This is a genomic window from Streptomyces curacoi (genome assembly GCF_001513975.1).
Classification (GTDB): domain Bacteria; phylum Actinomycetota; class Actinomycetes; order Streptomycetales; family Streptomycetaceae; genus Streptomyces; species Streptomyces curacoi.
The window spans coordinates 132,787-152,314 of the sequence record NZ_KQ947993.1; the positions used below are offsets into that span (position 1 = coordinate 132,787).

18 protein-coding genes are annotated in these 19,528 nt (G+C 71.5%); 12 read left to right on the forward strand and 6 right to left on the reverse strand.

All coding sequences use genetic code 11. The annotated features are described in order from the left end of the window. Positions 1 to 25 precede the first annotated feature (25 nt). The 4 genes from AQI70_RS30500 to AQI70_RS30515 form a co-directional block, all read right to left on the reverse strand. Positions 26 to 1,111 carry an acyl-CoA dehydrogenase family protein gene (locus tag AQI70_RS30500; RefSeq protein ID WP_062155688.1) on the reverse strand — a complete coding sequence of 362 codons (1,086 nt, stop codon included), beginning with the start codon at positions 1,109 to 1,111 and terminating at the stop codon, positions 26 to 28. Further along, on the reverse strand, positions 1,108 to 2,289 hold the full coding sequence (locus AQI70_RS30505) for an acyl-CoA dehydrogenase family protein (RefSeq protein WP_062155689.1): 1,182 nt from the start codon (positions 2,287 to 2,289) through the stop codon (positions 1,108 to 1,110). Before AQI70_RS30505 ends, AQI70_RS30500 begins: the two co-directional genes overlap by 4 nt. Continuing rightward, positions 2,286 to 3,263 carry an NADPH:quinone oxidoreductase family protein gene (locus tag AQI70_RS30510; protein ID WP_062155690.1) on the reverse strand — a complete coding sequence of 326 codons (978 nt, stop codon included), beginning with the start codon at positions 3,261 to 3,263 and terminating at the stop codon, positions 2,286 to 2,288. The genes AQI70_RS30505 and AQI70_RS30510 overlap by 4 nt, the downstream gene beginning before the upstream one ends. A 104-nt stretch (positions 3,264 to 3,367) precedes the next feature. Then, positions 3,368 to 3,940, reverse strand: coding sequence for a helix-turn-helix domain-containing protein (locus AQI70_RS30515; protein WP_062155691.1), 573 nt, complete (start codon positions 3,938 to 3,940; stop codon positions 3,368 to 3,370). A gap of 65 nt (positions 3,941 to 4,005) precedes the next feature. Between AQI70_RS30515 and AQI70_RS30520 the strand changes: the two genes are divergently transcribed. The 5 genes from AQI70_RS30520 (at position 4,006) to AQI70_RS30540 (ending at position 8,751) form a co-directional block, all read left to right on the forward strand. Beyond that, on the forward strand, positions 4,006 to 4,956 hold the full coding sequence (locus tag AQI70_RS30520; RefSeq protein WP_062155692.1) for an NAD(P)/FAD-dependent oxidoreductase: 951 nt from the start codon (positions 4,006 to 4,008) through the stop codon (positions 4,954 to 4,956). A gap of 30 nt (positions 4,957 to 4,986) precedes the next feature. Further along, positions 4,987 to 6,525: an ATP-dependent DNA ligase gene (locus AQI70_RS30525; RefSeq protein ID WP_062155857.1), complete on the forward strand. Its 1,539-nt coding sequence runs from the start codon at positions 4,987 to 4,989 to the stop codon at positions 6,523 to 6,525. A gap of 16 nt (positions 6,526 to 6,541) precedes the next feature. Next, on the forward strand, positions 6,542 to 7,018 hold the full coding sequence (locus AQI70_RS30530) for an NUDIX hydrolase (protein WP_062155693.1): 477 nt from the start codon (positions 6,542 to 6,544) through the stop codon (positions 7,016 to 7,018). Positions 7,019 to 7,094: 76 nt separating this feature from the next. Next, positions 7,095 to 8,489: an NADP-dependent succinic semialdehyde dehydrogenase gene (locus AQI70_RS30535; protein WP_062155694.1), complete on the forward strand. Its 1,395-nt coding sequence runs from the start codon at positions 7,095 to 7,097 to the stop codon at positions 8,487 to 8,489. 25 nt (positions 8,490 to 8,514) lie between these two features. Further along, entirely contained in the window at positions 8,515 to 8,751 is a 237-nt protein-coding gene (locus tag AQI70_RS30540) for a DUF6213 family protein (protein WP_004002982.1), read from the forward strand. A gap of 104 nt (positions 8,752 to 8,855) precedes the next feature. Here the strand turns inward: AQI70_RS30540 and AQI70_RS30545 are convergent, their stop codons facing one another. Beyond that, complete coding sequence (locus tag AQI70_RS30545) at positions 8,856 to 10,082, reverse strand: acyl-CoA dehydrogenase family protein (RefSeq protein ID WP_004002981.1); 1,227 nt, start codon at positions 10,080 to 10,082, stop codon at positions 8,856 to 8,858. A gap of 185 nt (positions 10,083 to 10,267) precedes the next feature. On the opposite strand from AQI70_RS30545, the gene AQI70_RS30550 reads away from it, so the two are divergent. After that, complete coding sequence (locus AQI70_RS30550; protein WP_062155695.1) at positions 10,268 to 10,912, forward strand: TetR/AcrR family transcriptional regulator; 645 nt, start codon at positions 10,268 to 10,270, stop codon at positions 10,910 to 10,912. A gap of 79 nt (positions 10,913 to 10,991) precedes the next feature. On the opposite strand, the gene def is transcribed toward AQI70_RS30550, so the two are convergent. Further along, positions 10,992 to 11,546, reverse strand: coding sequence for a peptide deformylase (def, locus tag AQI70_RS30555; RefSeq protein WP_062155696.1), 555 nt, complete (start codon positions 11,544 to 11,546; stop codon positions 10,992 to 10,994). 111 nt (positions 11,547 to 11,657) lie between these two features. On the opposite strand from def, the gene AQI70_RS30560 reads away from it, so the two are divergent. From AQI70_RS30560 to AQI70_RS30585, 6 genes are all read left to right on the forward strand, one after another. Further along, complete coding sequence (locus tag AQI70_RS30560; protein ID WP_062155697.1) at positions 11,658 to 12,896, forward strand: MurT ligase domain-containing protein; 1,239 nt, start codon at positions 11,658 to 11,660, stop codon at positions 12,894 to 12,896. A 34-nt stretch (positions 12,897 to 12,930) separates the two neighbouring features. Then, positions 12,931 to 13,659 (forward strand): type 1 glutamine amidotransferase, encoded by a 729-nt coding sequence (locus AQI70_RS30565; RefSeq protein WP_004002977.1) that lies wholly within the window; start codon positions 12,931 to 12,933, stop codon positions 13,657 to 13,659. A 178-nt stretch (positions 13,660 to 13,837) separates the two neighbouring features. Beyond that, positions 13,838 to 14,863 (forward strand): 6-phosphofructokinase, encoded by a 1,026-nt coding sequence (locus AQI70_RS30570; protein ID WP_062155698.1) that lies wholly within the window; start codon positions 13,838 to 13,840, stop codon positions 14,861 to 14,863. 141 nt (positions 14,864 to 15,004) lie between these two features. Beyond that, complete coding sequence (locus tag AQI70_RS30575; RefSeq protein ID WP_004002975.1) at positions 15,005 to 15,955, forward strand: cytochrome c oxidase assembly protein; 951 nt, start codon at positions 15,005 to 15,007, stop codon at positions 15,953 to 15,955. Between the two features lie 109 nt (positions 15,956 to 16,064). Further along, entirely contained in the window at positions 16,065 to 17,492 is a 1,428-nt protein-coding gene (locus AQI70_RS30580; RefSeq protein WP_244181901.1) for a PASTA domain-containing protein, read from the forward strand. 37 nt (positions 17,493 to 17,529) lie between these two features. Next, complete coding sequence (locus AQI70_RS30585) at positions 17,530 to 19,521, forward strand: serine/threonine-protein kinase (protein ID WP_062155700.1); 1,992 nt, start codon at positions 17,530 to 17,532, stop codon at positions 19,519 to 19,521. The last annotated feature ends 7 nt before the right edge of the window (positions 19,522 to 19,528 follow it).

Consider the following 19,528-nt stretch of genomic DNA (forward strand, 5'->3'; position numbering starts at 1 on the left):
TTCGTGTGCTTCGCTCAGGTGTACGTCAGGGAGCCCGCAGGTCGACGAGTTCGGCCAGGGCCTCGCGGTGGGCGCCCGCGGTGCCGTAGGCGATCGAGTCGGCCTTGGCTCGCTTCAGATACAGATGGACCGGGTGCTCCCAGGTCATCCCGATACCGCCGTGCAGTTGCAGCGCCTCCTCGGCGGCGTGCACGGCGACGGGCGCCGCGTAGGCCTGGCCGACGGCGACCGCCACGTCCGCGTCTTCTCCGGTCGCGAGCGCGTCGGCGGCGTTACGGGCGGCCGCGCGCAGGTTGACGACCTCCAGCCACAGCTGGGCGAGCCGGTGCTTGAGGGCCTGGAAGCCGCCGACGGGACGGTTGAACTGCTTGCGGTCCTTCAGATGGCGGACCGTCTCGGTCAGCGTCCAGTCGGCCAGCCCGAGTTGTTCGGAGGCGAGCAGCCCGGCCCCGGCGCGCAGGGCGCGTCGTACGGCGGGCTCGGCGTCCCCCAGCAGCCGGCCGGGCGCACCGTCCAGGGTGACCGTCGCCAGGGGGCGGGTCAGGTCCAGGGACACCTGTGGGGTGAGGGTCACGGCGTCGGCGTCCACCGCGTACAGCCCGCCGTCGTCAGCGGGGACGAGCAGGACGTCGGCGACGGCCGCGTCCGCGACGGCGGTCAACTCACCGTGCAGCGCGCCGTCTTCGTGCCGTACGACTCGGTAGGCGCCGCCGGGACCGACGTTGAGCGCGACGGCGAGGGCACCGATCTTCCGTCCGGACGCCAGCTCGGCGAGCAGGCCACCGTCGGTCTCGCAGCCGAGCAGCGCCTCGGTGGCCACGACGGCGCTGGTCAGATACGGCACGGGGGCCACCGCGCGCCCCAGTTCCTCCAGCACGACGGCGGCTTCGCGGTGGGTGGCGCCCTGGCCGCCCCGCTCCTCGGGCACGAGGAGACCGGCCAGGCCCATGCCGTCGGCGAGGGCCTTCCAGGCCGCGAGGTCGTGCGGGGCGTCGGACTCGGTGCGCGCGATGACGCCGGGCGCGTCGCAGTGGTCGGCGAGCAGGTCCCGTACGGCGGCCCTGAGCGCCTCTTCCTCCTCCGAGTACAGCAGGTCGGGCTGTGTGCTCATCGGGACAGGTCCTTCCAGGCGACGTCCTTGTCGGTGCGCGGCTCGGACGGCAGGCCCAGGACGCGCTCGGCGACGATGTTCAGCAGGACCTCGCTGGTCCCGCCCTCGATGCTGTTGCCCTTGGAGCGCAGGTAGCGGTAGCCGGCGTCGCGGCCGGTGAAGTCCACCAGCTCGGGCCGGCGCATGGTCCAGTCGTCGTACAACAGGCCCTCCTCGCCGCGGAGTTCGACCTCCAGGCCGCTGATCTCCTGGTTGAGGCGGGCGAAGGCGAGCTTCATGCCGGCGCCCTCCGGGCCGGGCTGGCCCGCGACGAGCTGCTGGCGCAGGCGTTCGCCGGTGAGGCGGGCGACCTCGGCGTCGACCCACAGCTTGAGCAGCCGCTGGTGCAGGTCGTGGGTGCGCAGTCCGGGGCGTTCGCGCCAGGTCGTGGAGACCGGGCCGATCATGCCGCCCTCGCGCGGCAGCCGCATGCCGCCGATGGCGACGCGCTCGTTGTTCAGGGTGGTCTGCGCGACCCGCCAGCCGTCGCCGACCTCGCCGAGGCGGCGGGAGTCGGGGATGCGGACGTCGCTGATGAAGACCTCGTTGAACTCGGCCTCGCCGGTGATCTGGCGCAGCGGACGGACCTCGATGCCGGGGTCGGTCATGTCGCACAGGAAGTAGGTGATGCCCGCGTGCTTGGGCACGTCCGGGTCGGTGCGGGCGATGAGGATGGCCCAGCGGGCGAGGTGGGCGCTGGACGTCCACACCTTCTGCCCGTTGACGACCCAGTCGTCCCCCTCCCTGACGGCCCGGGTGCCGAGCGCCGCGAGGTCGGATCCGGCGCCGGGCTCGCTGAAGAGCTGGCACCAGACCTCCTCACCGGTCCACAGGGGGCGCAGATAGCGCCGCTTCTGCTCCTCGGTTCCGTACTTGAGGATCGTCGGCGCGGCCATGCCCAGGCCGATGCCGATGCGCCGCGGGTCGTTGTCGGGAGCGCCCGCGGCCTCCAGCTCGGCGTCCACGACGACCTGGAGGGAACGGGGCGCACCGAGTCCGCCGAGGCCCTCGGGGTAGTGCACCCAGGCCAGGCCGGCGTCGAAGCGGGCGCGGAGGAAGTCGAGGCGGTCGGTGGTGGCCGGCGGGTGCGCGGCCAGCAACTCCGCCGTACGGCGGCGCAGTTCGGCGGCGTCGATCATGCCGCTCCTCCTTCGGTGAGTCCCGGGAGCACGGCGACGCGGCCCGTGGTGACACCGTCGGCGACCCGCTGTACGGCGGCCGCGGCCCCGCTCATCGGTACGCGCTCGCTCACCAGCGGCTTGATGGCACCCCGGGCGGCCAGTTCGGTGAGCTGTTCGTGGCAGTGCTGGATCAGCTTCGGGTTCTTGGTGTTGTACAGGCCCCAGTGCAGGCCGAGGATCGAGTAGTTCTTCACCAGGGCGTGGTTGAGCGCCGGGCTGGGGATGCTCCCGCTCGCGAAGCCGACGACCACGATCCGGCCCTCGAAGGCGACGACCTTGGCGGACTGGGCGTAGGCCTCGCCGCCGACCGGGTCGTAGACGACGTCGGCGCCCCGGCCGCCGGTGGCCTCCTTCACGGCGGCGATGACGTCCTCACCGCGCCGGTCGATGACCACGTCACAGCCCAGCTCCCGGGCGACGGCCGCCTTCTCGGCGCCGCCCACGACACCGATGACGGTGGCGCCGGCGGCCTTCCCGAGCTGCACGGCCGCGCTGCCGACCCCTCCTGCGGCAGCGTGGACGAGCAGGGTCTCCCCGGCCTGAAGACCGGCCCGGCGGTGCAGCCCGAACCAGCCGGTCTGGTAGCCGATGTGCAGGGCGGCGGCCTCGGCGTCGTCCAGCGCCTCGGGCGCGGGCAGGACGGCGGCGGCGTCCGCGACGGCGTACTCGGCGAAACCGCCGTACGGCAGCGCGGGGTTGGCGATGACCCGGCGCCCGTCCTCGGTCTCGCCGCAGATCTCCACGCCCGGCGTGAACGGCAGCGGCGGCCGGACCTGGTACTGGCCCCGGCACAGCAGCGCATCCGGGAAGTTGATGTTCGCGGCACGCACCTTCAGCAGGACCTGGCCGTCACCGGGCGTGGGCGTCTCGACGTCCTCAAGGCGCATCACCTCGCTCGGCTCGCCGTTCTGGTGCACTTGCCATGCCTGCATGCGGGGCCTCCACGGGGGACTGCTTCGTCTGACCGGGGTCGGTTCGCATACTAAGCGGTCGCTTGCCGATCAGGGAACAGGTAGCCGCGGAACAGTAGCGGGCATCACGACTCCCGGGGCTTCGCCCGTACGTGCATCCGCTCCCCCTGCGGCCCGAACAGACTCAGGAACTCCGCCGGCCCCTCCCCCGTCGACCCGAACCAGTGCGGCACCCGAGTGTCGAACTCCGCCGCCTCTCCCGCCGTGAGCACCACGTCGTGCTCGCCCAGTACGACCCGCAGCCGCCCGGACAGCACGTACAACCACTCGTAGCCCTCATGGGTGCGCGGCTCGGGCTCCTCCCTGCGCTGCGGCACCAGCACCTTGAAGGCCTGGAGGCCGCCGGGCTGCCGGGTGAGCGGCCAGTAGGTGCGGCCGTGCCGCACGAGGGGCTTGGTCCGCACCCGCGGGTCCCCCACCGGCGGTGTCCCGACCAGCTCGTCCAGCGGCACCTGGTGGGCCTGCGCGATCGGCAGCAGCAGCTCCAGGCTGGGCTTGCGCAGACCCGACTCCAGCCGGGACAGGGTGCTGACCGAGATCCCGGTCGCCTCGGACAGCGCCGCGAGCGTCACCTCCCGGTCCTTCCTGATCCGCCGCAGCCTCGGTCCGACCTCCGCGAGAACGTCATCGGTAGTCATGGGAGATATTGCAGAATCAGCAAAGACGTTTGTCAATCTCGCGACCGCGGAGCGACCGTGTCGGTATGACCGAGACATACGAAGTGATCGTGGTCGGCGGTGGCGCGGCAGGCCTGTCCGCCGCCCTGGTCCTGGGCCGCGCCCGGCGCCGCACCCTGGTCGTCGACGCCGGGGAACCCCGCAACGCGCCCTCCGCCCATATGCAGGGCTACCTCTCCCGGGACGGCATGCCGCCCGCCGAGTTCCTGGCCGCCGGGCGCGAGGAGATCGCGCGGTACGGCGTCGAGCTGATCCGGGACCGGGTGGTGGACGTCGAGCGCGGCGAGGGCTTCGCGGTCGCGCTGGCCGGCGGCCGGCACGTGCACGCCCGAAGGCTCGTCGTCGCCACCGGCCTCAAGGACGAGCTGCCGGCCGTCCCCGGCGTCGCCGAGCGCTTCGGCCGGGACGTGCTGCACTGCCCGTACTGCCACGGCTGGGAGGTACGCGACCAGGCGTTCGGTGTGCTGGCGACCTCGCCGATGAGCGTGCACCAGGCGCTCATGGTGTCGCAGTGGTCGAAGGACGTGACCTTCTTCCTGCACGAGGTCGCCGAGTCGGACCTCTCCGACGACGACCTGCGCAGGCTCGCGGCGGCCGGGGTGAAGGTGGTGCCCGGCGAGGTGGCCGAGCTCGTGATCGACGGCGACCGGCTCACCGGCGTGCGGCTGGCGGACGGATCGGTGCACGCGCGTGAGGTCGTGTTCACCGCGCCCCGCGCGGTCCCGCAGACCGGGCTGCTGGAGAAGCTCGGCGCCGAGCTCCAGGAGACCCCCATGGGCGCGTACCCGGTGGTCGACCCCACCGGGCTCACCTCCGTGCCGGGCGTCTGGGCGGTCGGCAACACGATGGGCTTCGCCGAGCAGGTCGTGAACGCGGCGGCCGGCGGCTACCGCGCCGGGGCCACCATCAACGGGGAGCTGCTGATGACCGACCTCGACGCGGCCACCCCGGCCCAGGACAGCGGCGTGGGGGTGTAAACCTGCGGAGCCCGTTGCACCATGGGCTGCATGCTGCTGACCCGGCTGGCCCAGGTGTCCCAGGAAGTAGCCGCGACCTCGGCACGGTCGCGCAAGATCGCTCTGCTCGCGGAGCTGTTCCGGGACGCCGAGGCGGACGACGTACCGATCGTCATCCCGTATCTGGCGGGGCGCCTGCCGCAGGGGCGGCTCGGCATCGGCTGGAAGGTGCTGAGCCGCCCGGCCGCCCCGGCCGCCGAACCGTCCCTCACCGTGCGCGAGGTGGACGCGCGGCTCACCGAACTCGGCAAGGTGTCCGGCACCGGCTCGCAGGCCGAACGCGCCCGCCTGGTCGGCGAGTTGATGGGAGCGGCCACGGAGAACGAGCAGCGTTTCCTGTTCGGGCTGATCACCGGCGAGGTGCGGCAGGGCGCCCTGGACGCCGTGGCCGTGGAGGGCCTGGCCCAGGCGACGCGGACACCGCCCGCGGACGTACGGCGGGCGGTGATGCTCGCCGGGTCGCTCCAGACGGTGGCCGAGGCCCTCCTCGCCGACGGCCCCGCCGCCCTCGACCGCTTCCGGCTCACCGTCGGCCGCCCGGTCCTGCCGATGCTGGCGCACTCCGCCTCCTCGGTGTCCGAGGCGGTCGACAAACTCGGCGCCTGCGCGGTCGAGGAGAAACTGGACGGCATCCGTGTCCAGGTGCACCGGGACGGCGACGCGGTACGGATCTACACCCGCACCCTCGACGACATCACCGACCGCCTGCCCGAACTGACCTCCGCCGCCCTGGAGTTGCGAGGCGAGCGCTTCATCCTGGACGGCGAGGTCATCGCCTTCGACGAGGAGGGCCGCCCCCGCTCCTTCCAGGAGACCGCAGGGCGCGTCGGCTCCCGCGTGGACGTGACGACGGCGGCCCGTGAGGTCCCCGTCTCGCCCGTCTTCTTCGACGCCCTGTCCGTCGACGACCGCGACCTGCTCGACCTGCCGTTCACCGAGCGGCACACGGAACTGGCCCGACTGGTCCCCGGGCCGATGCGGGTGCGCCGCACGCTCGTCTCCGGCCCCGAGGACCTCCCGCAGGCCGAGGACTTCCTCGCCGAGACCCTGGAGCGCGGCCACGAGGGCGTGGTCGTCAAGGCCCTCGACGCCCCCTACAGCGCGGGCCGGCGCGGCGCGTCCTGGCTGAAGGTCAAGCCCGTGCACACCCTCGACCTGGTGGTGCTGGCCGCCGAATGGGGCCACGGGCGCAGGACCGGCAAGCTCTCCAACCTCCACCTGGGTGCCCGTACGGCGGACGGCGGCTTGGCGATGCTCGGCAAGACCTTCAAGGGCATGACCGACGCGCTGCTGACGTGGCAGACCGAACGGCTCCAGGAGCTGGCCGTGGAGCACAAGGGGTGGGGCGTGGTCGTACGGCCGGAACTCGTCGTCGAGATCGCCTACGACGGCCTGCAGCGGTCCACCCGCTACCCGGCCGGCGTCACCCTCCGCTTCGCCCGCGTGGTCCGCTACCGCGAGGACAAGCGCCCGGAGGAGGCCGACACCGTCGAGACCCTGCTCGCCGCCCACCCCGAGGTGAAGCCGTGACCGCGGGGGTGAAGCCGTGACCGCGTCCCGCGGTGGGAAGCGCAGCGCGGGCCTGCTGCTCTTCCGCCGCACCGACGACGGCCTTGAGGTGCTGCTCGGCCATATGGGCGGCCCGTTCTTCGCCAAGCGCGACGCCGGGGCGTGGACGGTCCCCAAGGGCGAGTACGAACCCGACGAGCCCTCCTGGGAGGCGGCGCGCCGCGAGTTCCAGGAGGAGCTGGGGCTGCCGCCGCCCGACGGGGAGGCCGTACCGCTCGGCGAGGTGCGGCAGTCCGGCGGGAAGGTCGTCACGGTGTGGGCGGTCGAGGCCGACCTCGACCCGGCGACGGTGGTCCCCGGCACCTTCCGCATGGAGTGGCCGCCCCGCTCGGGGCAGACGCGGGAGTTCCCGGAGCTGGACCGGGTGGAGTGGCTCGGCCTCGACCGGGCACGCGAGGTCGTCGTCAAGGCCCAGGCCACGTTTCTCGACCGGCTGGCGGAGCACTCGGCCTGAGCAGACGTACACGCGTTGCGGTCCGCCCCGCCGCGCGCGAAGGTCGAATCAACAGTCCGCTCCCAGGAGGTCGGTCATGCCCATCGCAACGGTGAACCCGGCGAACGGCGAGACGCTCAAGACGTACGAGGCCATGGGCGCCGAGGAGATCGAGCGCAGGCTCCAGCTCGCCGAGGCGACGTTCCGCACCTACCGGCTGACCGGCTTCGTCGACCGCGCCCGTCTCCTGCTCCAGGCCGCGACCCTCCTGGAAGAGGACCAGCAGGACATCGCCCGGGTCATGACGACCGAGATGGGCAAGCCCATCAAGCAGTCCCGCGCGGAGGTCGCCAAGTGCGTCAAGGCGATGCGCTGGTACGCCGACCGCGCCGAGGAGCTGCTGGCCGACGAGGAGCCGGCCGAGTCCGACGTGAAGGACTCCGGCGCGTCACGGGTGCGGGTGCGCTACCGCCCGCTGGGACCGGTCCTCGCGGTGATGCCGTGGAACTTCCCGCTCTGGCAGGTGGTCCGGTTCGCGGCACCGGCGCTGATGGCGGGCAATGTCGGCCTGCTCAAGCACGCCTCGAACGTCCCGCAGACCGCGCTCTACATCGAGGACCTGTTCCACCGGGCGGGCTACACCGAGGGCTGCTTCCAGACCCTGCTCATCGGCTCCGGCCAGGTCGACGAGATCGTGCGCGACGAGCGCGTCAGGGCGGCCACCCTCACCGGCAGCGAGCCCGCGGGCCGCGCGGTCGCCTCCACCGCCGGCGAGATGGTCAAGAAGACGGTGCTCGAACTGGGCGGCAGCGACCCGTACATCGTGATGCCGTCGGCCGACCTCGACCGGGCCGCGCAGGTCGCGGTGACCGCTCGGGTGCAGAACACCGGGCAGTCGTGCATCGCCGCCAAGCGGTTCATCGTGCACACGGACGTCTACGACGCCTTCGCCGAGCGGTTCGTCGAGGGCATGAAGGCGCTGGTGGTCGGTGACCCGATGCAGGAGGAGACGGAGGTCGGCCCGCTGTCGAGCGAGAAGGGGCGGGACGATCTGGAGGAGCTCGTCGACGACGCCCGGCGCAGTGGGGCGGAGGTCCTGTGCGGCGGTCACCGGCTGCGCCGGCCCGAACTGCCCGGCTGGTACTACCCGCCGACCGTCCTCGCCGGTATCACCCGCCAGATGCGGATCCACCGGGAGGAGGCGTTCGGGCCGGTCGCCACGCTGTACCGGGCGGGCGACCTGGACGAGGCCGTGCTGATCGCCAACGACTCACCCTTCGGGCTGAGTTCGAACGTGTGGACGCGCGACGAGGCCGAGGTCGACCGGTTCGTACGGGATCTGGAGGCCGGAAGTGTGTACGTCAACGGGATGACGGCGTCCCATCCGGCGTTCCCGTTCGGCGGCGTGAAGCGGTCCGGGTACGGGCGTGAGCTGTCCGGGCACGGAATCCGCGAGTTCTGCAACATCACTACGGTTTGGCAGGGTGCGTGAGCACAGCGCGACTACGATCCCGGGTGTGAACCGCGAAGTTACTCTGCCGCTGATCGTCGACGACCGCGGGACCCTGCAGGTCTCCGCGGCCGATGTGAGCAAGCTGCTGCGCACGGTGGGCGGTCGGTGGCTGCACCTCGTCGAGGCCGGGGAGGAAGGGCTCGACGAGGACACGGTGGCCGCTTTGACCATCGAGCTCGCGAAGCTCGCCGACCGGATCGATGTGGCGTGCATCGCGCACAGCAGCGGAAGTACGCCGTAAGAGCAGCCGGCCCAGGGGCGCGGGGCTGTATCGACATGCGGCTCCGCCGCGTGGGCGCGACCAGCAGCAAACCAGCCGCAGACCGCGTCGCGCCCTCCATGCCGCTACCGAATGGGCATCCCCGACAACGTACGGGCGATCACCAGTCGCTGGATCTCGCTCGTCCCCTCGAAGATCGTGTAGATGGCGCTGTCCCGGTGCATCCGCTCCACGGGGTACTCCCGCGTGTAGCCGTTGCCCCCGAGGATCTGTATCGCCTGAGCCGTGACCTTCTTCGCCGTCTCACTCGCGAACAGCTTCGACATCGACCCCTCGGCCGCCGTGAACGGCCTGCCGTTGATCGCCATCCAGGACGCCCGCCACACCAGAAGACGCGCGGCATCGATCTGCGTCCGCATCTCGGCCAGCTGGAAGGCCACACCCTGGTTGTCGATGATCGGCCGCCCGAACTGCTCCCGCGTCTTGGCGTAGTCGAGGGCGACCTCGTACGCGGCACGGGCCGTACCCACGGCCATCGCACCGACGGCCGGACGCGAAGCCTCGAACGTGGCCATCGCCGCGTTCTTCACCCGCTCACCGCCCGCCCTGGCCCGCTCGCGGGCCCGCGCCAGCCGCTCGTCGAGCTTCTCCTTGCCGCCCAGCAGGCAGGAGCCCGGCACCCGGACGTTGTCGAGGATGACCTCGGCGGTGTGCGAGGCACGAATGCCGTGCTTCTTGAACTTCTGCCCCTGGGACAGCCCCGGCGTGTTCGGCGGGATGATGAAGGACGCGTGGCCCTTGGAGCCCAGCTCCGGGTCGACGACCGCGACGACGACGTGGACGTTGGCGATACCGCCGTTGGTCGCCCAGGTCTTCGTGCCGTTGATCACCCACTCGTCCTTGGCCTCGTCGTACACGGCACGCGTACGCATCGAGGCGACGTCGGACCCGGCGTCGGGCTCGGAGGAGCAGAACGCGGCGAGCTTGACGTCATTGGCGTCGCCGTACATCTGGGGCACCCAGGTGCCGATCTGCTCCTCGGTGCCGTTGGCGAGGACGCCGACCGCGGCGAGACCGGTGCCGACGATCGACAGGGCGATGCCCGCGTCACCCCAGAACAGCTCCTCCATCGCCATGGGGATGCCGAGCCCGGTCTGGTCGAAGTACTGCTGGGCGTAGAAGTCGAGGGAGTAGATGCCGACCTTCGCGGCCTCCTGGATGACCGGCCAGGGAGTCTCCTCACGCTCGTCCCATTCGGCGGCCGCGGGGCGGATCACATCGGCGGCGAAGCCGTGGAGCCAGTCGCGGACCTCCTTCTGTTCGTCGTTGAGCTCCATGGTGAACTCGGCCATGTCCCCTCCAGCGGCGTACGTGCATGGCTACGTGCATGCTTGTTACTAGCGGTAACCCTAGTTTGTTACCCGCGGGTAGATAAAGTCAACTCATGAGGACCGGTCGGCAGCCCGTTCGATGGTTGAGGCAGGTTGAGTGTTAGTTTGCGCAGGCGTCATCGATTCACCACGGGTGGGGAGAGCTCATGGACACCACGCAGCGGACCGATCAGCAGCGGTCCGCCGACCGCCGTCGGCGCGAGCTGCTGGAGGCCGCCGACAGGGTGGTGCTGCGCGACGGCCCACAGGCCTCGATGAACGCGATCGCCGCGGAGGCGGGCATCACCAAGCCGATTCTGTACCGGCACTTCGGCGACAAGGGCGGACTTTACGCGGCGTTGGCCAAGCGGCACACGGACGCGCTGCTGGATTCACTGCGGGCGGCGCTGGACGCCCCGGCGGATCGGCGTGAGCGCGTCGAGTCCACGTTGGACACGTACCTCGCGGCGATCGAGGCACGGCCTCAGGTGTACCGGTTTCTGATGCATCCGGCCGAAGGCGGCCAGGCGGGGGACCAGGGGTTCGACGTCGGCAAGCACTCGGCGCCGTTGCTGCGGCGGATGGGTGAGGAGCTGGCCACCGTCATCGAGGAGCGGCTGGACCTCGGGCCCGGCAGTCAGCAGCTGGCTCGGGTGTGGGGGCACGGGATCGTCGGGATGATGCACGCGGCCGGTGACTGGTGGCTCGGTGAAAGGCCTTGTTCGCGTGCGGAGTTGGTGCGCAGTCTGGCCGACCTGCTGTGGGGACGGCTGGCTGCCGCCGGGGACAAAATGGGCGGTCCGGGGTTCTGACGGTCGTTGCCGTCCATCGGCCAGTGGGGGCTGGTCGCGCCCACGCGGCGGAGCCGCATGCCGACACAGCCCCGCGCCCCTAGGTGGGCAATGCCGACCTGCGCCAGGAAGCTCGGGCCACCTGTCGCATCAGGCGGCGGTGGCGCCAGCCCGTCACGCGGTCCGCGTACACCGTGCCCGCCAAGTGGTCGCACTCGTGCTGGAGGCAGCGGGCGAAGAACCCCGTGCCATGGATCGTCACCGGCTCGCCCGTCATCGTGAAGCCCTCGACCACGGCGTGGTCGTACCGCTCCGTCCCCGCCTCCAGCCCCGGCAGGGACAGGCAGCCCTCCGGACCGCGGATCACCACCCCGTCCGTCTCCACCAGCCGGGGATTCACCACATGCCCGAGGTGTCGTACGTCCTCGTCGTCCGGGCAGTCGTACACGAACACCCGCAAGCGCTCCCCCACCTGGTTCGCGGCCAGGCCCACGCCCCGCGCCGCGTACATCGTCGCGAACAAGTCCTCCACCAGCGTCGCCAATTCGGGGCCGAAGTCGGTGACCTCCTCGCAGGGTGCCTGGAGCACCGGGTCGCCGAGCAGGGTGAGGGGACGGACGCGCCCGTGCGCACCCGGAATGGAGCCGTTCCGCATGGCCGCAAGGGTACGGCGATTCGGGAGTGCGAATGGATCTCGATAGGCTGACCACCACCACGTTGCCGTCAGGCAGAGGCGCGGCGCGTACGCAAGGAGGATCGAGAACTGATGGCAGGCAACTCGGACCCGCTCACGCCGCGGGCCAAGCTGGCCGTGACCGCGGGCAAGGCGGTCGCGGCGGCATCGCGCGCCGCGGGGCGCGGCAGCGGTTCGGTGATCGGTGGCCGGGTGGCGCTCAAGCTCGACCCCGACCTCCTCGCCCGGCTCGCGCAGAACCTGGACGTGGTCCTGGTCTCGGCGACCAACGGCAAGACCACGACGACGCGGCTGATCGCCGAGGCCCTGCGGGCCGCCGGGCCGGTCGTCTCCAACGCCCTCGGTGCCAACATGCCCGCCGGTATCACCTCGGCGCTCGCCGGTGGCTCGGAGGCGCGCTACGGCGTCATCGAGGTCGACGAGAAGTACCTCGCCGGGGTCGCCCGGGACACCGACCCCAAGTGCATCGCGCTGCTCAACCTCTCGCGTGACCAGCTGGACCGCGCCGCCGAGACCCGGATGCTCGCGGAGAACTGGCGCGAGGGGCTCGCGGGCTCGAAGGCCGTGATCGTCGCCAACGCCGACGACCCGCTGGTCGTGTGGGCCGCCTCCTCCTCCCCGAATGTGATCTGGGTCGCCGCCGGGCAGATGTGGAAGGACGACGCCTGGTCCTGCCCGTCCTGCGGTGGCGTGATGCAGCGCCCGGGCGACGACTGGTTCTGCGGCGAGTGCGGCTTCCGCCGTCCCACGCCGAGCTGGGCGCTGTCCGGGGACCACGTCCTCGACCCGCACGGGTCCGCCTGGCCCATCCACCTCCAGCTGCCCGGCCGCGCCAACAAGGCCAACGCCGCCTCCTCGGCCGCCGTGGCCGCCGTGTTCGGGGTGCCGCCGCAGGTCGCCCTGGAGCGGATGTACCAGGTGCAGGCCGTCGCCGGGCGCTATGACGTCGTGCAGTTCCAGGGGCGGGATCTGCGGCTGCTGCTCGCCAAGAACCCGGCCGGCTGGCTGGAGACGTTCTCCCTCATCGATCCGCCGCCGACCCCGGTGATCCTCTCCGTGAACGCGCGCAGCGCCGACGGCACGGACACCTCCTGGCTGTGGGACGTCGACTACACGCGGCTGACCGGGCACCCGATCTGTGTCATCGGTGACCGCAGACTCGACCTCGCGGTGCGGCTGGAGGTCGCAAACCAGCAGTTCCAGGTCTGCGAGAACCTCGACCAGGCCGTGCAGCAGTGCCCGCCCGGCCGTATCGAGGTCATCGCCAACTACACCGCCTTCCAGGACCTGCGCCGCCGCGTCGGCAACTGACGGACTCAGACGCATTCACAAGGACAGTGACTTCATGAGCGACAACAGTCTGCGCGTCGTCTGGATCTACCCGGACCTGCTCAGCACCTACGGCGACCAGGGCAACGTCCTGGTCGTGGAGCGCCGGGCCCGGCAGCGCGGCCTCGACGTGGCCCGCCTCGACGTGCGCAGCGACCAGCCGATCCCGACCTCCGGCGACATCTACCTGATCGGCGGCGGCGAGGACCGTCCGCAGCGGCTCGCGGCCGAGCGGCTGCGCCGGGACGGCGGTCTGCACCGGGCCGTCGAGAACGGCGCGATCGTGTTCTCGGTGTGCGCCGGCTACCAGATCCTCGGCCACGAGTTCATCAACGACCTCGGCCAGCGCGAGCCCGGCCTCGGGCTGATCGACGTGGTGTCCGTGCGCGGTGAGGGCGCCCGGTGCGTCGGTGACGTGCTCGGCGACATCGACCCGCGCCTGGGCCTCCCCCCGCTGACCGGCTTCGAGAACCACCAGGGCGTCACCCACCTCGGTCCCACGGCCCGTCCCTTCGCCAAGGTCCGGTTCGGCAACGGCAACGGCACGGGCGACGGCACGGAGGGGGCGTACAACGACACCGTCTTCGGTACGTACATGCACGGCCCGGTGCTCGCCCGTAACCCGCTGATCGCCGATCTGCTGCTGAAGCTGGCGCTGGATGTGAACGCGCTGCCGCCGGTCGACGACCGCTGGTACGAGGCACTGCGCAACGAGCGCATCGCGGCTGCTCAGCAGCCTGCCTGAGCTGCCGTCCCAGCCGGCGGAAGAAGCCCGTCTGACAGCCCGTCCGCACAGGTGAGCGGGGCCGTCCAGCAGGCGGACGCACGCTTCGGCCCCGCCCCCCGATGCCGCTAGGGTGGCGGGGATTCGAGCCGGACAGCGTGGTCCGGTCCAGGCCCACGGTGAGAAGGTTTTTCGGGCTATGCGCATTGGTGTCCTCACGTCCGGCGGCGACTGCCCCGGCCTGAACGCCGTCATCCGGTCCGTCGTGCACCGCGCCGTCGTCGACCACGGCGACGAGGTCATCGGCTTCCGGGACGGCTGGAAGGGCCTCCTGGAGTGCGACTACCTCAAGCTCGACCTCGACGCGGTGAGCGGCATCCTGGCTCGCGGCGGCACGATTCTCGGTTCCTCCCGGGTCCAGCCCTCCCATCTGCGGGACGGTGTGGAGCGGGCCAAGGGCCATGTCGAGGAGCTCGGCCTCGACGCGATCATCCCGATCGGCGGTGAGGGCACGCTGAAGGCGGCCCGGCTGATGTCGGACAGCGGCCTGCCCGTGGTGGGCGTGCCGAAGACCATCGACAACGACATCGCCGTCACGGACGTCACCTTCGGCTTCGACACGGCCGTGGGCGTGGCGACCGAGGCGTTGGACCGGCTGAAGACCACCGCCGAGTCCCACCAGCGGGTCCTCGTGGTCGAGGTCATGGGCCGCCACACCGGCTGGATCGCGCTGCACTCCGGCATGGCGGCCGGCGCGCACGCCATCGTCGTACCGGAACGCCCCTTCGACATCGAGGAGTTGGCCCAGCGGGTCGGCGAGCGGTTCGAGGCGGGCAAGCGCTTCGCGATCGTCGTGGCGGCGGAGGGGGCCAAGCCGCGGCCCGGAACCATGGAGTTCGACGAGGGCGGCAAGGACATCTACGGGCACGAGCGGTTCGCCGGGATCGCCCGTCAGCTGTCGATCGAGCTGGAGGAGCGGCTCGGCAAGGAGGCGCGGCCGGTGATCCTCGGGCATGTGCAGCGGGGCGGTACGCCCACCGCGTACGACCGGGTGCTGGCGACGCGGTTCGGGTGGCATGCGGTGGAGGCCGTGCATCGGGGCGAGTTCGGTCACATGACGGCGCTGCGCGGGACCGACATCGTGATGGTGCCGCTCGCGGAGGCCGTCGAGACGCTGAAGACGGTTCCGGAGGAGCGGTACGAAGAGGCGGAGTGCGTGCTCTAGGCCACGCGGCGGAGCCGCGCATCAACACGGCCCCGCGCCCCTGAGGCTGCTGTCCTGCCCCCGGTCACTGACGTGGCCGGGGGCAGTTCTAGTCTTGGTGCGGACAGATCGCACAACCCCGCACGAAACAGGAGCCGCCGGATGGATCACAGCGGGCACGGCATGATGATGGACTTGCCGCCGTTCACGCTGGGACGGGGGCTTGCGTGGTCCGCGGACCCCTTCTTCCTCGTCGCCTGTCTGGTCGGGCTCGCGCTGTACGGGTGGGGCGTTGTGCGGCTGCGGCGGCGCGGGGACAAGTGGCCCGTGGGGCGTACGGTCTCGTACGTCGTCGGGGTGCTGTCCGTGATGCTCGTCATGTGTACCGGGCTGAACGACTACGGCATGGTCATGTTCAGCGTGCACATGGTCCAGCACATGGTGATCAGCATGCTGTCGCCGATCCTGATCCTGCTCGGCGCCCCGGTCACGCTGGCGCTACGGGCGCTGCCGCCGGCGGCGCGGGGGCGCAAGGGGCCGCGGGAGCTGTTGCTGGCCCTGCTGCACAGCCGGTACATGCGGATCATCACCCATCCGGCGTTCACCATTCCGCTGTTCATCGCCAGCCTGTACGCGCTGTACTTCACGCCGCTCTTCGACTTCCTCATGGGCTCCAAGACGGGCCACATCTCGATGATGGTCCACTTCCTCGCCGTGGGTGTGGTGTTCTTCTGGCCGATCATCGGTGTGGACCCGGGGCCGCACCGGCCGGGGTATCTGATGCGGATGCTGGAGCTGTTCGCCGGGATGCCGTTCCACGCGTTCTTCGGTATCGCGCTGATGATGGCGTCGTCCCCGATGGTCGAGACGTTCAAGAACCCGCCCGCCTCGCTCGGCATCGACGCGCTCTCCGACCAGAACGCGGCCGGCGGTATCGCCTGGGCGTTCAGTGAGATTCCGTCCGTACTGGTGCTCATCGCACTGCTGTTCCAGTGGTACAGCTCGGAGCAGCGCCAGGCCAAGCGCAAGGACCGGGCCGCCGACCGGGACGGCGACAAGGAACTCGAGGCCTACAACGCCTATTTGGCCTCATTGAACGCACGCGGAAACTGAGGAAACCGAAAGGCTTCGCCTTTCAGTAGCATGAAGCGCGTCGGGGGAACCGCCGGGGGGAGCGGTAATGGCGTTTCGTGTTCTCGTACGCAGGTCCGGGAAATCGGCGATGCGGAGGATCGCCGTCCTGTTGGTCCTCGTTCTTGCGCTCGCTGGGTGCGACCGGGACGCACCGTTGTTCGTGGTGAAGGCGGTGGCCGCGGGAGTTCCGTCGCTCGCGCCCTTCTTCGACGAGAGCCAGGGTCTGGGGCAGGACGCCCGGATCCGGGCGCAGACGATGCACGGCGGTCTGCAGCAGGGCGACACTCCGGGGCTGTACGGGGGGTCGAAACAGCCGACGATCTGCGATGTCGTACGACTCAAGGAGTTCCTCACCGATCCCGCCCATGAGCGCAAGGCGCAGGCGTGGGCAGCCGCGCTCTCGATCGACACGGCCGGAATTCCGGATTATCTCGATCGCCTCACACCCGTTCTCCTGCGTCACGACACCCTCGTGCAGAACCATGACTACAAAACGGGAAAGGCCGTCCCTTTCAACGCGCTGCTGCAGGCGGGAATCGCGATTCTCGTCGATGCGGAAGGCCTTCCCGCCGTGAAGTGCTCGTGCGGAAATCCGCTGCGGCCCTTCGAGGGCGACACGACTCGGATAAAGGTCGAGTTCGACGACCGCAACGAGGAATGGCAGGGATACGAGAAGTCCTCCGTGGTGGCCGTGCGCCCCGCCGCGCGGGCGGTGGAGCGGCTCGCGCTCGTCGACGTCGAGGAACCCGACCGGGGCATCCACCGTCCCGTCGGCACCACGGGCAAGGACGACACCGCGTTCGACACGCGTGAGCGGCGCGCGGTGCCCGACCTCGCCGGGACGACGTTCGGCCAGGCGAGCCGGAAACTCGCCGGCGAGGGGCTCGCCGTCGCCTTCGAGGGCGGCGGGCTGCCGCCGGACGACGCCCGGGTCATGGCGTCGGATCCGCCGGCGGGGACCGAGCTGCGGTTCGGGGAGTACGTGACGTTGAGCGTGGCCGGGGGGACGACATCCGACGGGTCTTCGGACGGGTCTTCGGACGGGTCCGCCGGGGCGCCGTCCAGCGGGTCCTCCGACGCGGGGACCGCTCCCCCGGAGGCGACGACCTCCCCGCCGACGCGGGATCCGTCGGACTCCACGCCGTCGGACTCCACGCCGTCGACGTCCTCGCCGTCCGCCTCGACTCCGCCGCCCTCGTCCTCCGGCCCTGGCAGCTCCGGGCCCAGCAGCCCCGATGCCACGAGCAGGCCCCCGTCCTCGGGCACGTCGTCGTCGGGCCCGCCGCCCAGTTCCTCGCCGCCCCCGTCGACCAAGGACCCCACGACCAGCTCGCCACCGCCGCCCGTGACCGGCGCACCCCCGCCGACCACCGGCTCGCCGCCGACCACCGCCCCGGTCACCAGCAGCGCGCCGCCGCCGGAGACCAGCTCGCCGGCCACGAGCTCGCCGGTCAGCACCGGACCGGCGACCGGCGCCCCGTCCACCGGCGAGCCCACCGCGAGCACGACCGCATAGCAGCCATGCAGGACCCCGCAGAACCGGGAGCCACCGGATGCCTTCAGGATCACCGACGTCGGGAGTGGGCCGGATCATCGCCGGCCGTTATCAGCTGCTGAACCGGCTCGGCAGCGGCGGTATGGGCCATGTCTGGCTCGCCCACGACCAGAGACTCGCCTGCGAGGTCGCGCTGAAGGAGATCGTGTTCCGGGATCCGGCCGAGACCGACGAGCGCGAGGCCCGGGTGGCCCGGGCCCGGGCCGAGGCCCGGCACGCGGCCGGGCTGCGCGGGCATCCGCATGTGGTGACCGTGCACGACGTGCTGGAGCACGAGGGGCTGCCGTGGATCGTCATGGAGTACGTGGCGGGCGCCGTCGACCTGCGGGATCTGATCCGCCGGCACGGCCCGCTGGCGCCCGCGGAGTGTGCCCGCATCGGGCTCGCCGTGCTCGACGCGCTGACCGCCGGACACGAGCGGGGCGTCCTGCACCGGGACGTGAAACCGGCGAACATCCTGCTGGCGCCGGATCGCGCCGGGGCGCCGTACGGCCGTGTGCTGCTCACCGACTACGGCATCTCGGTGCAGCCGGACGCCGGTGAGCCGCGGTACACGCTGGCATCGGTCCTCGTCGGTACCTCGGGCTATCTGGCGCCGGAGCGCGTCACTGGCGGGGCGCCCACGCCGGCCACCGATCTGTTCTCGCTGGGCTGCACGCTGTACTACGGCGTCGAGGGCCGGGGTCCGTTCGACCGCGAGTCGCATCTGGCGGAGCTCACCGCGGTGGTGATGGAGGATCCACGGCCGGCGGCGCGGGCCGGGGCGCTGGGGCCGGTCCTGGGGGCACTGCTGGAGAAGGACCCGGCGCGGCGGATGTCCGCGGCGCAGGCCGAGGCGGGACTGTCGCGGATCGTCACGCCGGAGGCCGACGCCTACGCGCGGACGCAGACCGACCTCGGCTCGCAGCCGCACTGGGATGGGGCGCCACCGCCGGGGCCCGCACCGGAGGCGGCGGGGTTCGGCTCCCTGCCCGTGTTCCCTCGGCCGGGCGAGGCGCTGGGCTTCGGCTCCCCCGACGGATATCCCTCCGCCGCCGGACATTCCTCCTGCGGATACTCCTCCTCCGGATACTCCTCCCCCTCCGGACATTCCTCCCCTTCCGGATACTCGCTGCCCGAGCAGCCCGGTGGTCCGCAGGTCTTCGACCCCGGGCCGGGCAGGCAGCCCTCCACCCGTCCTCGCGTCCTCCACGCGGTCCTCGCCGGCCTGCTCGGGCTGGCGGTCGCGGGGGCCGGTGTCTGGTACGCCATGGCGCAGCAGTCGGACCCCGAAGGGGCGGAGCGGCCGTACGGAGAAGCCGTCGGGCTCGGCGAGCCCCTGAAGGCCGGTGACTGCGTGCTCGCCGACTGGCCCGGCGCGACCGCCTTCCGGGGCACGCCCCGGCTCAGCCTGGATCCCAGCTGCCGGGAGAAGGCACCCGACGGGCAGGTCATGGCGTTCGTGGCGGCCGGGTCCGCCGCCGAGGCGCGCCAGGAAGGGCCGGCGGCCTGCGAGAAGCGGACGGAGGGCGTCCGCGACCGGCTGGCGGACGTCCGCAGCTTCGCCGTCGTCCCGACCGAGGCGGGGTTCGAGGCCGCCGGGCGGCGCACGGCCTGTCTGGTGCTGGGCGCGCACGGGCCGGTGTACGGCCCGCTGGGCGAGCACCGCAGGCCGGGGTCGGCCTTCGCGGACACGGCGACCATGCAGCGACGGGACTGTCTGGACGTCCGCTCCCACCGGGACGCCCGCCTGGTGTCCTGCGCGGGCCCGCACGACGAGCAGGTGCTCGGGTTCACCCGGCTGGGCGCCGACGTCACACTGACCGAGGCACGCACCGAGTCGGACACGGCGTGCGCCCGGGAGGTGCCGCCGCGCGAGTACGGCTTCGATCCTTCCGTGTACACGGCCGGCTCCTGGACGAGCGAGGGGGCCTGGAAGTCGGGGACGCATTTCGTCGTGTGCACCGTCCGGAGGCAGAACGGGGGCACCATGGAGGAGGTCGAACCTTAGGAGGGTG

Excerpts from the sequence above, each read along its gene's own strand:
- AQI70_RS30585 (WP_062155700.1), top strand. The coding sequence starts at position 17,530 with ATGCCTTCAGGATCACCGACGTCGGGAGTGGGCCGGATCATCGCCGGC.
- AQI70_RS30570 (WP_062155698.1), top strand. The coding sequence starts at position 13,838 with ATGCGCATTGGTGTCCTCACGTCCGGCGGCGACTGCCCCGGCCTGAAC.
- AQI70_RS30580 (WP_244181901.1), top strand. The coding sequence starts at position 16,065 with ATGCGGAGGATCGCCGTCCTGTTGGTCCTCGTTCTTGCGCTCGCTGGG.
- AQI70_RS30575 (WP_004002975.1), top strand. The coding sequence starts at position 15,005 with ATGGATCACAGCGGGCACGGCATGATGATGGACTTGCCGCCGTTCACG.
- AQI70_RS30550 (WP_062155695.1), top strand. The coding sequence starts at position 10,268 with ATGGACACCACGCAGCGGACCGATCAGCAGCGGTCCGCCGACCGCCGT.
- AQI70_RS30525 (WP_062155857.1), top strand. The coding sequence starts at position 4,987 with ATGCTGCTGACCCGGCTGGCCCAGGTGTCCCAGGAAGTAGCCGCGACC.
- def (WP_062155696.1), bottom strand. The coding sequence starts at position 11,546 with ATGCGGAACGGCTCCATTCCGGGTGCGCACGGGCGCGTCCGTCCCCTC.
- AQI70_RS30565 (WP_004002977.1), top strand. The coding sequence starts at position 12,931 with ATGAGCGACAACAGTCTGCGCGTCGTCTGGATCTACCCGGACCTGCTC.
- AQI70_RS30545 (WP_004002981.1), bottom strand. The coding sequence starts at position 10,082 with ATGGCCGAGTTCACCATGGAGCTCAACGACGAACAGAAGGAGGTCCGC.
- AQI70_RS30515 (WP_062155691.1), bottom strand. The coding sequence starts at position 3,940 with ATGACTACCGATGACGTTCTCGCGGAGGTCGGACCGAGGCTGCGGCGG.
- AQI70_RS30560 (WP_062155697.1), top strand. The coding sequence starts at position 11,658 with ATGGCAGGCAACTCGGACCCGCTCACGCCGCGGGCCAAGCTGGCCGTG.
- AQI70_RS30535 (WP_062155694.1), top strand. The coding sequence starts at position 7,095 with ATGCCCATCGCAACGGTGAACCCGGCGAACGGCGAGACGCTCAAGACG.
- AQI70_RS30510 (WP_062155690.1), bottom strand. The coding sequence starts at position 3,263 with ATGCAGGCATGGCAAGTGCACCAGAACGGCGAGCCGAGCGAGGTGATG.
- AQI70_RS30520 (WP_062155692.1), top strand. The coding sequence starts at position 4,006 with ATGACCGAGACATACGAAGTGATCGTGGTCGGCGGTGGCGCGGCAGGC.
- AQI70_RS30500 (WP_062155688.1), bottom strand. The coding sequence starts at position 1,111 with ATGAGCACACAGCCCGACCTGCTGTACTCGGAGGAGGAAGAGGCGCTC.
- AQI70_RS30505 (WP_062155689.1), bottom strand. The coding sequence starts at position 2,289 with ATGATCGACGCCGCCGAACTGCGCCGCCGTACGGCGGAGTTGCTGGCC.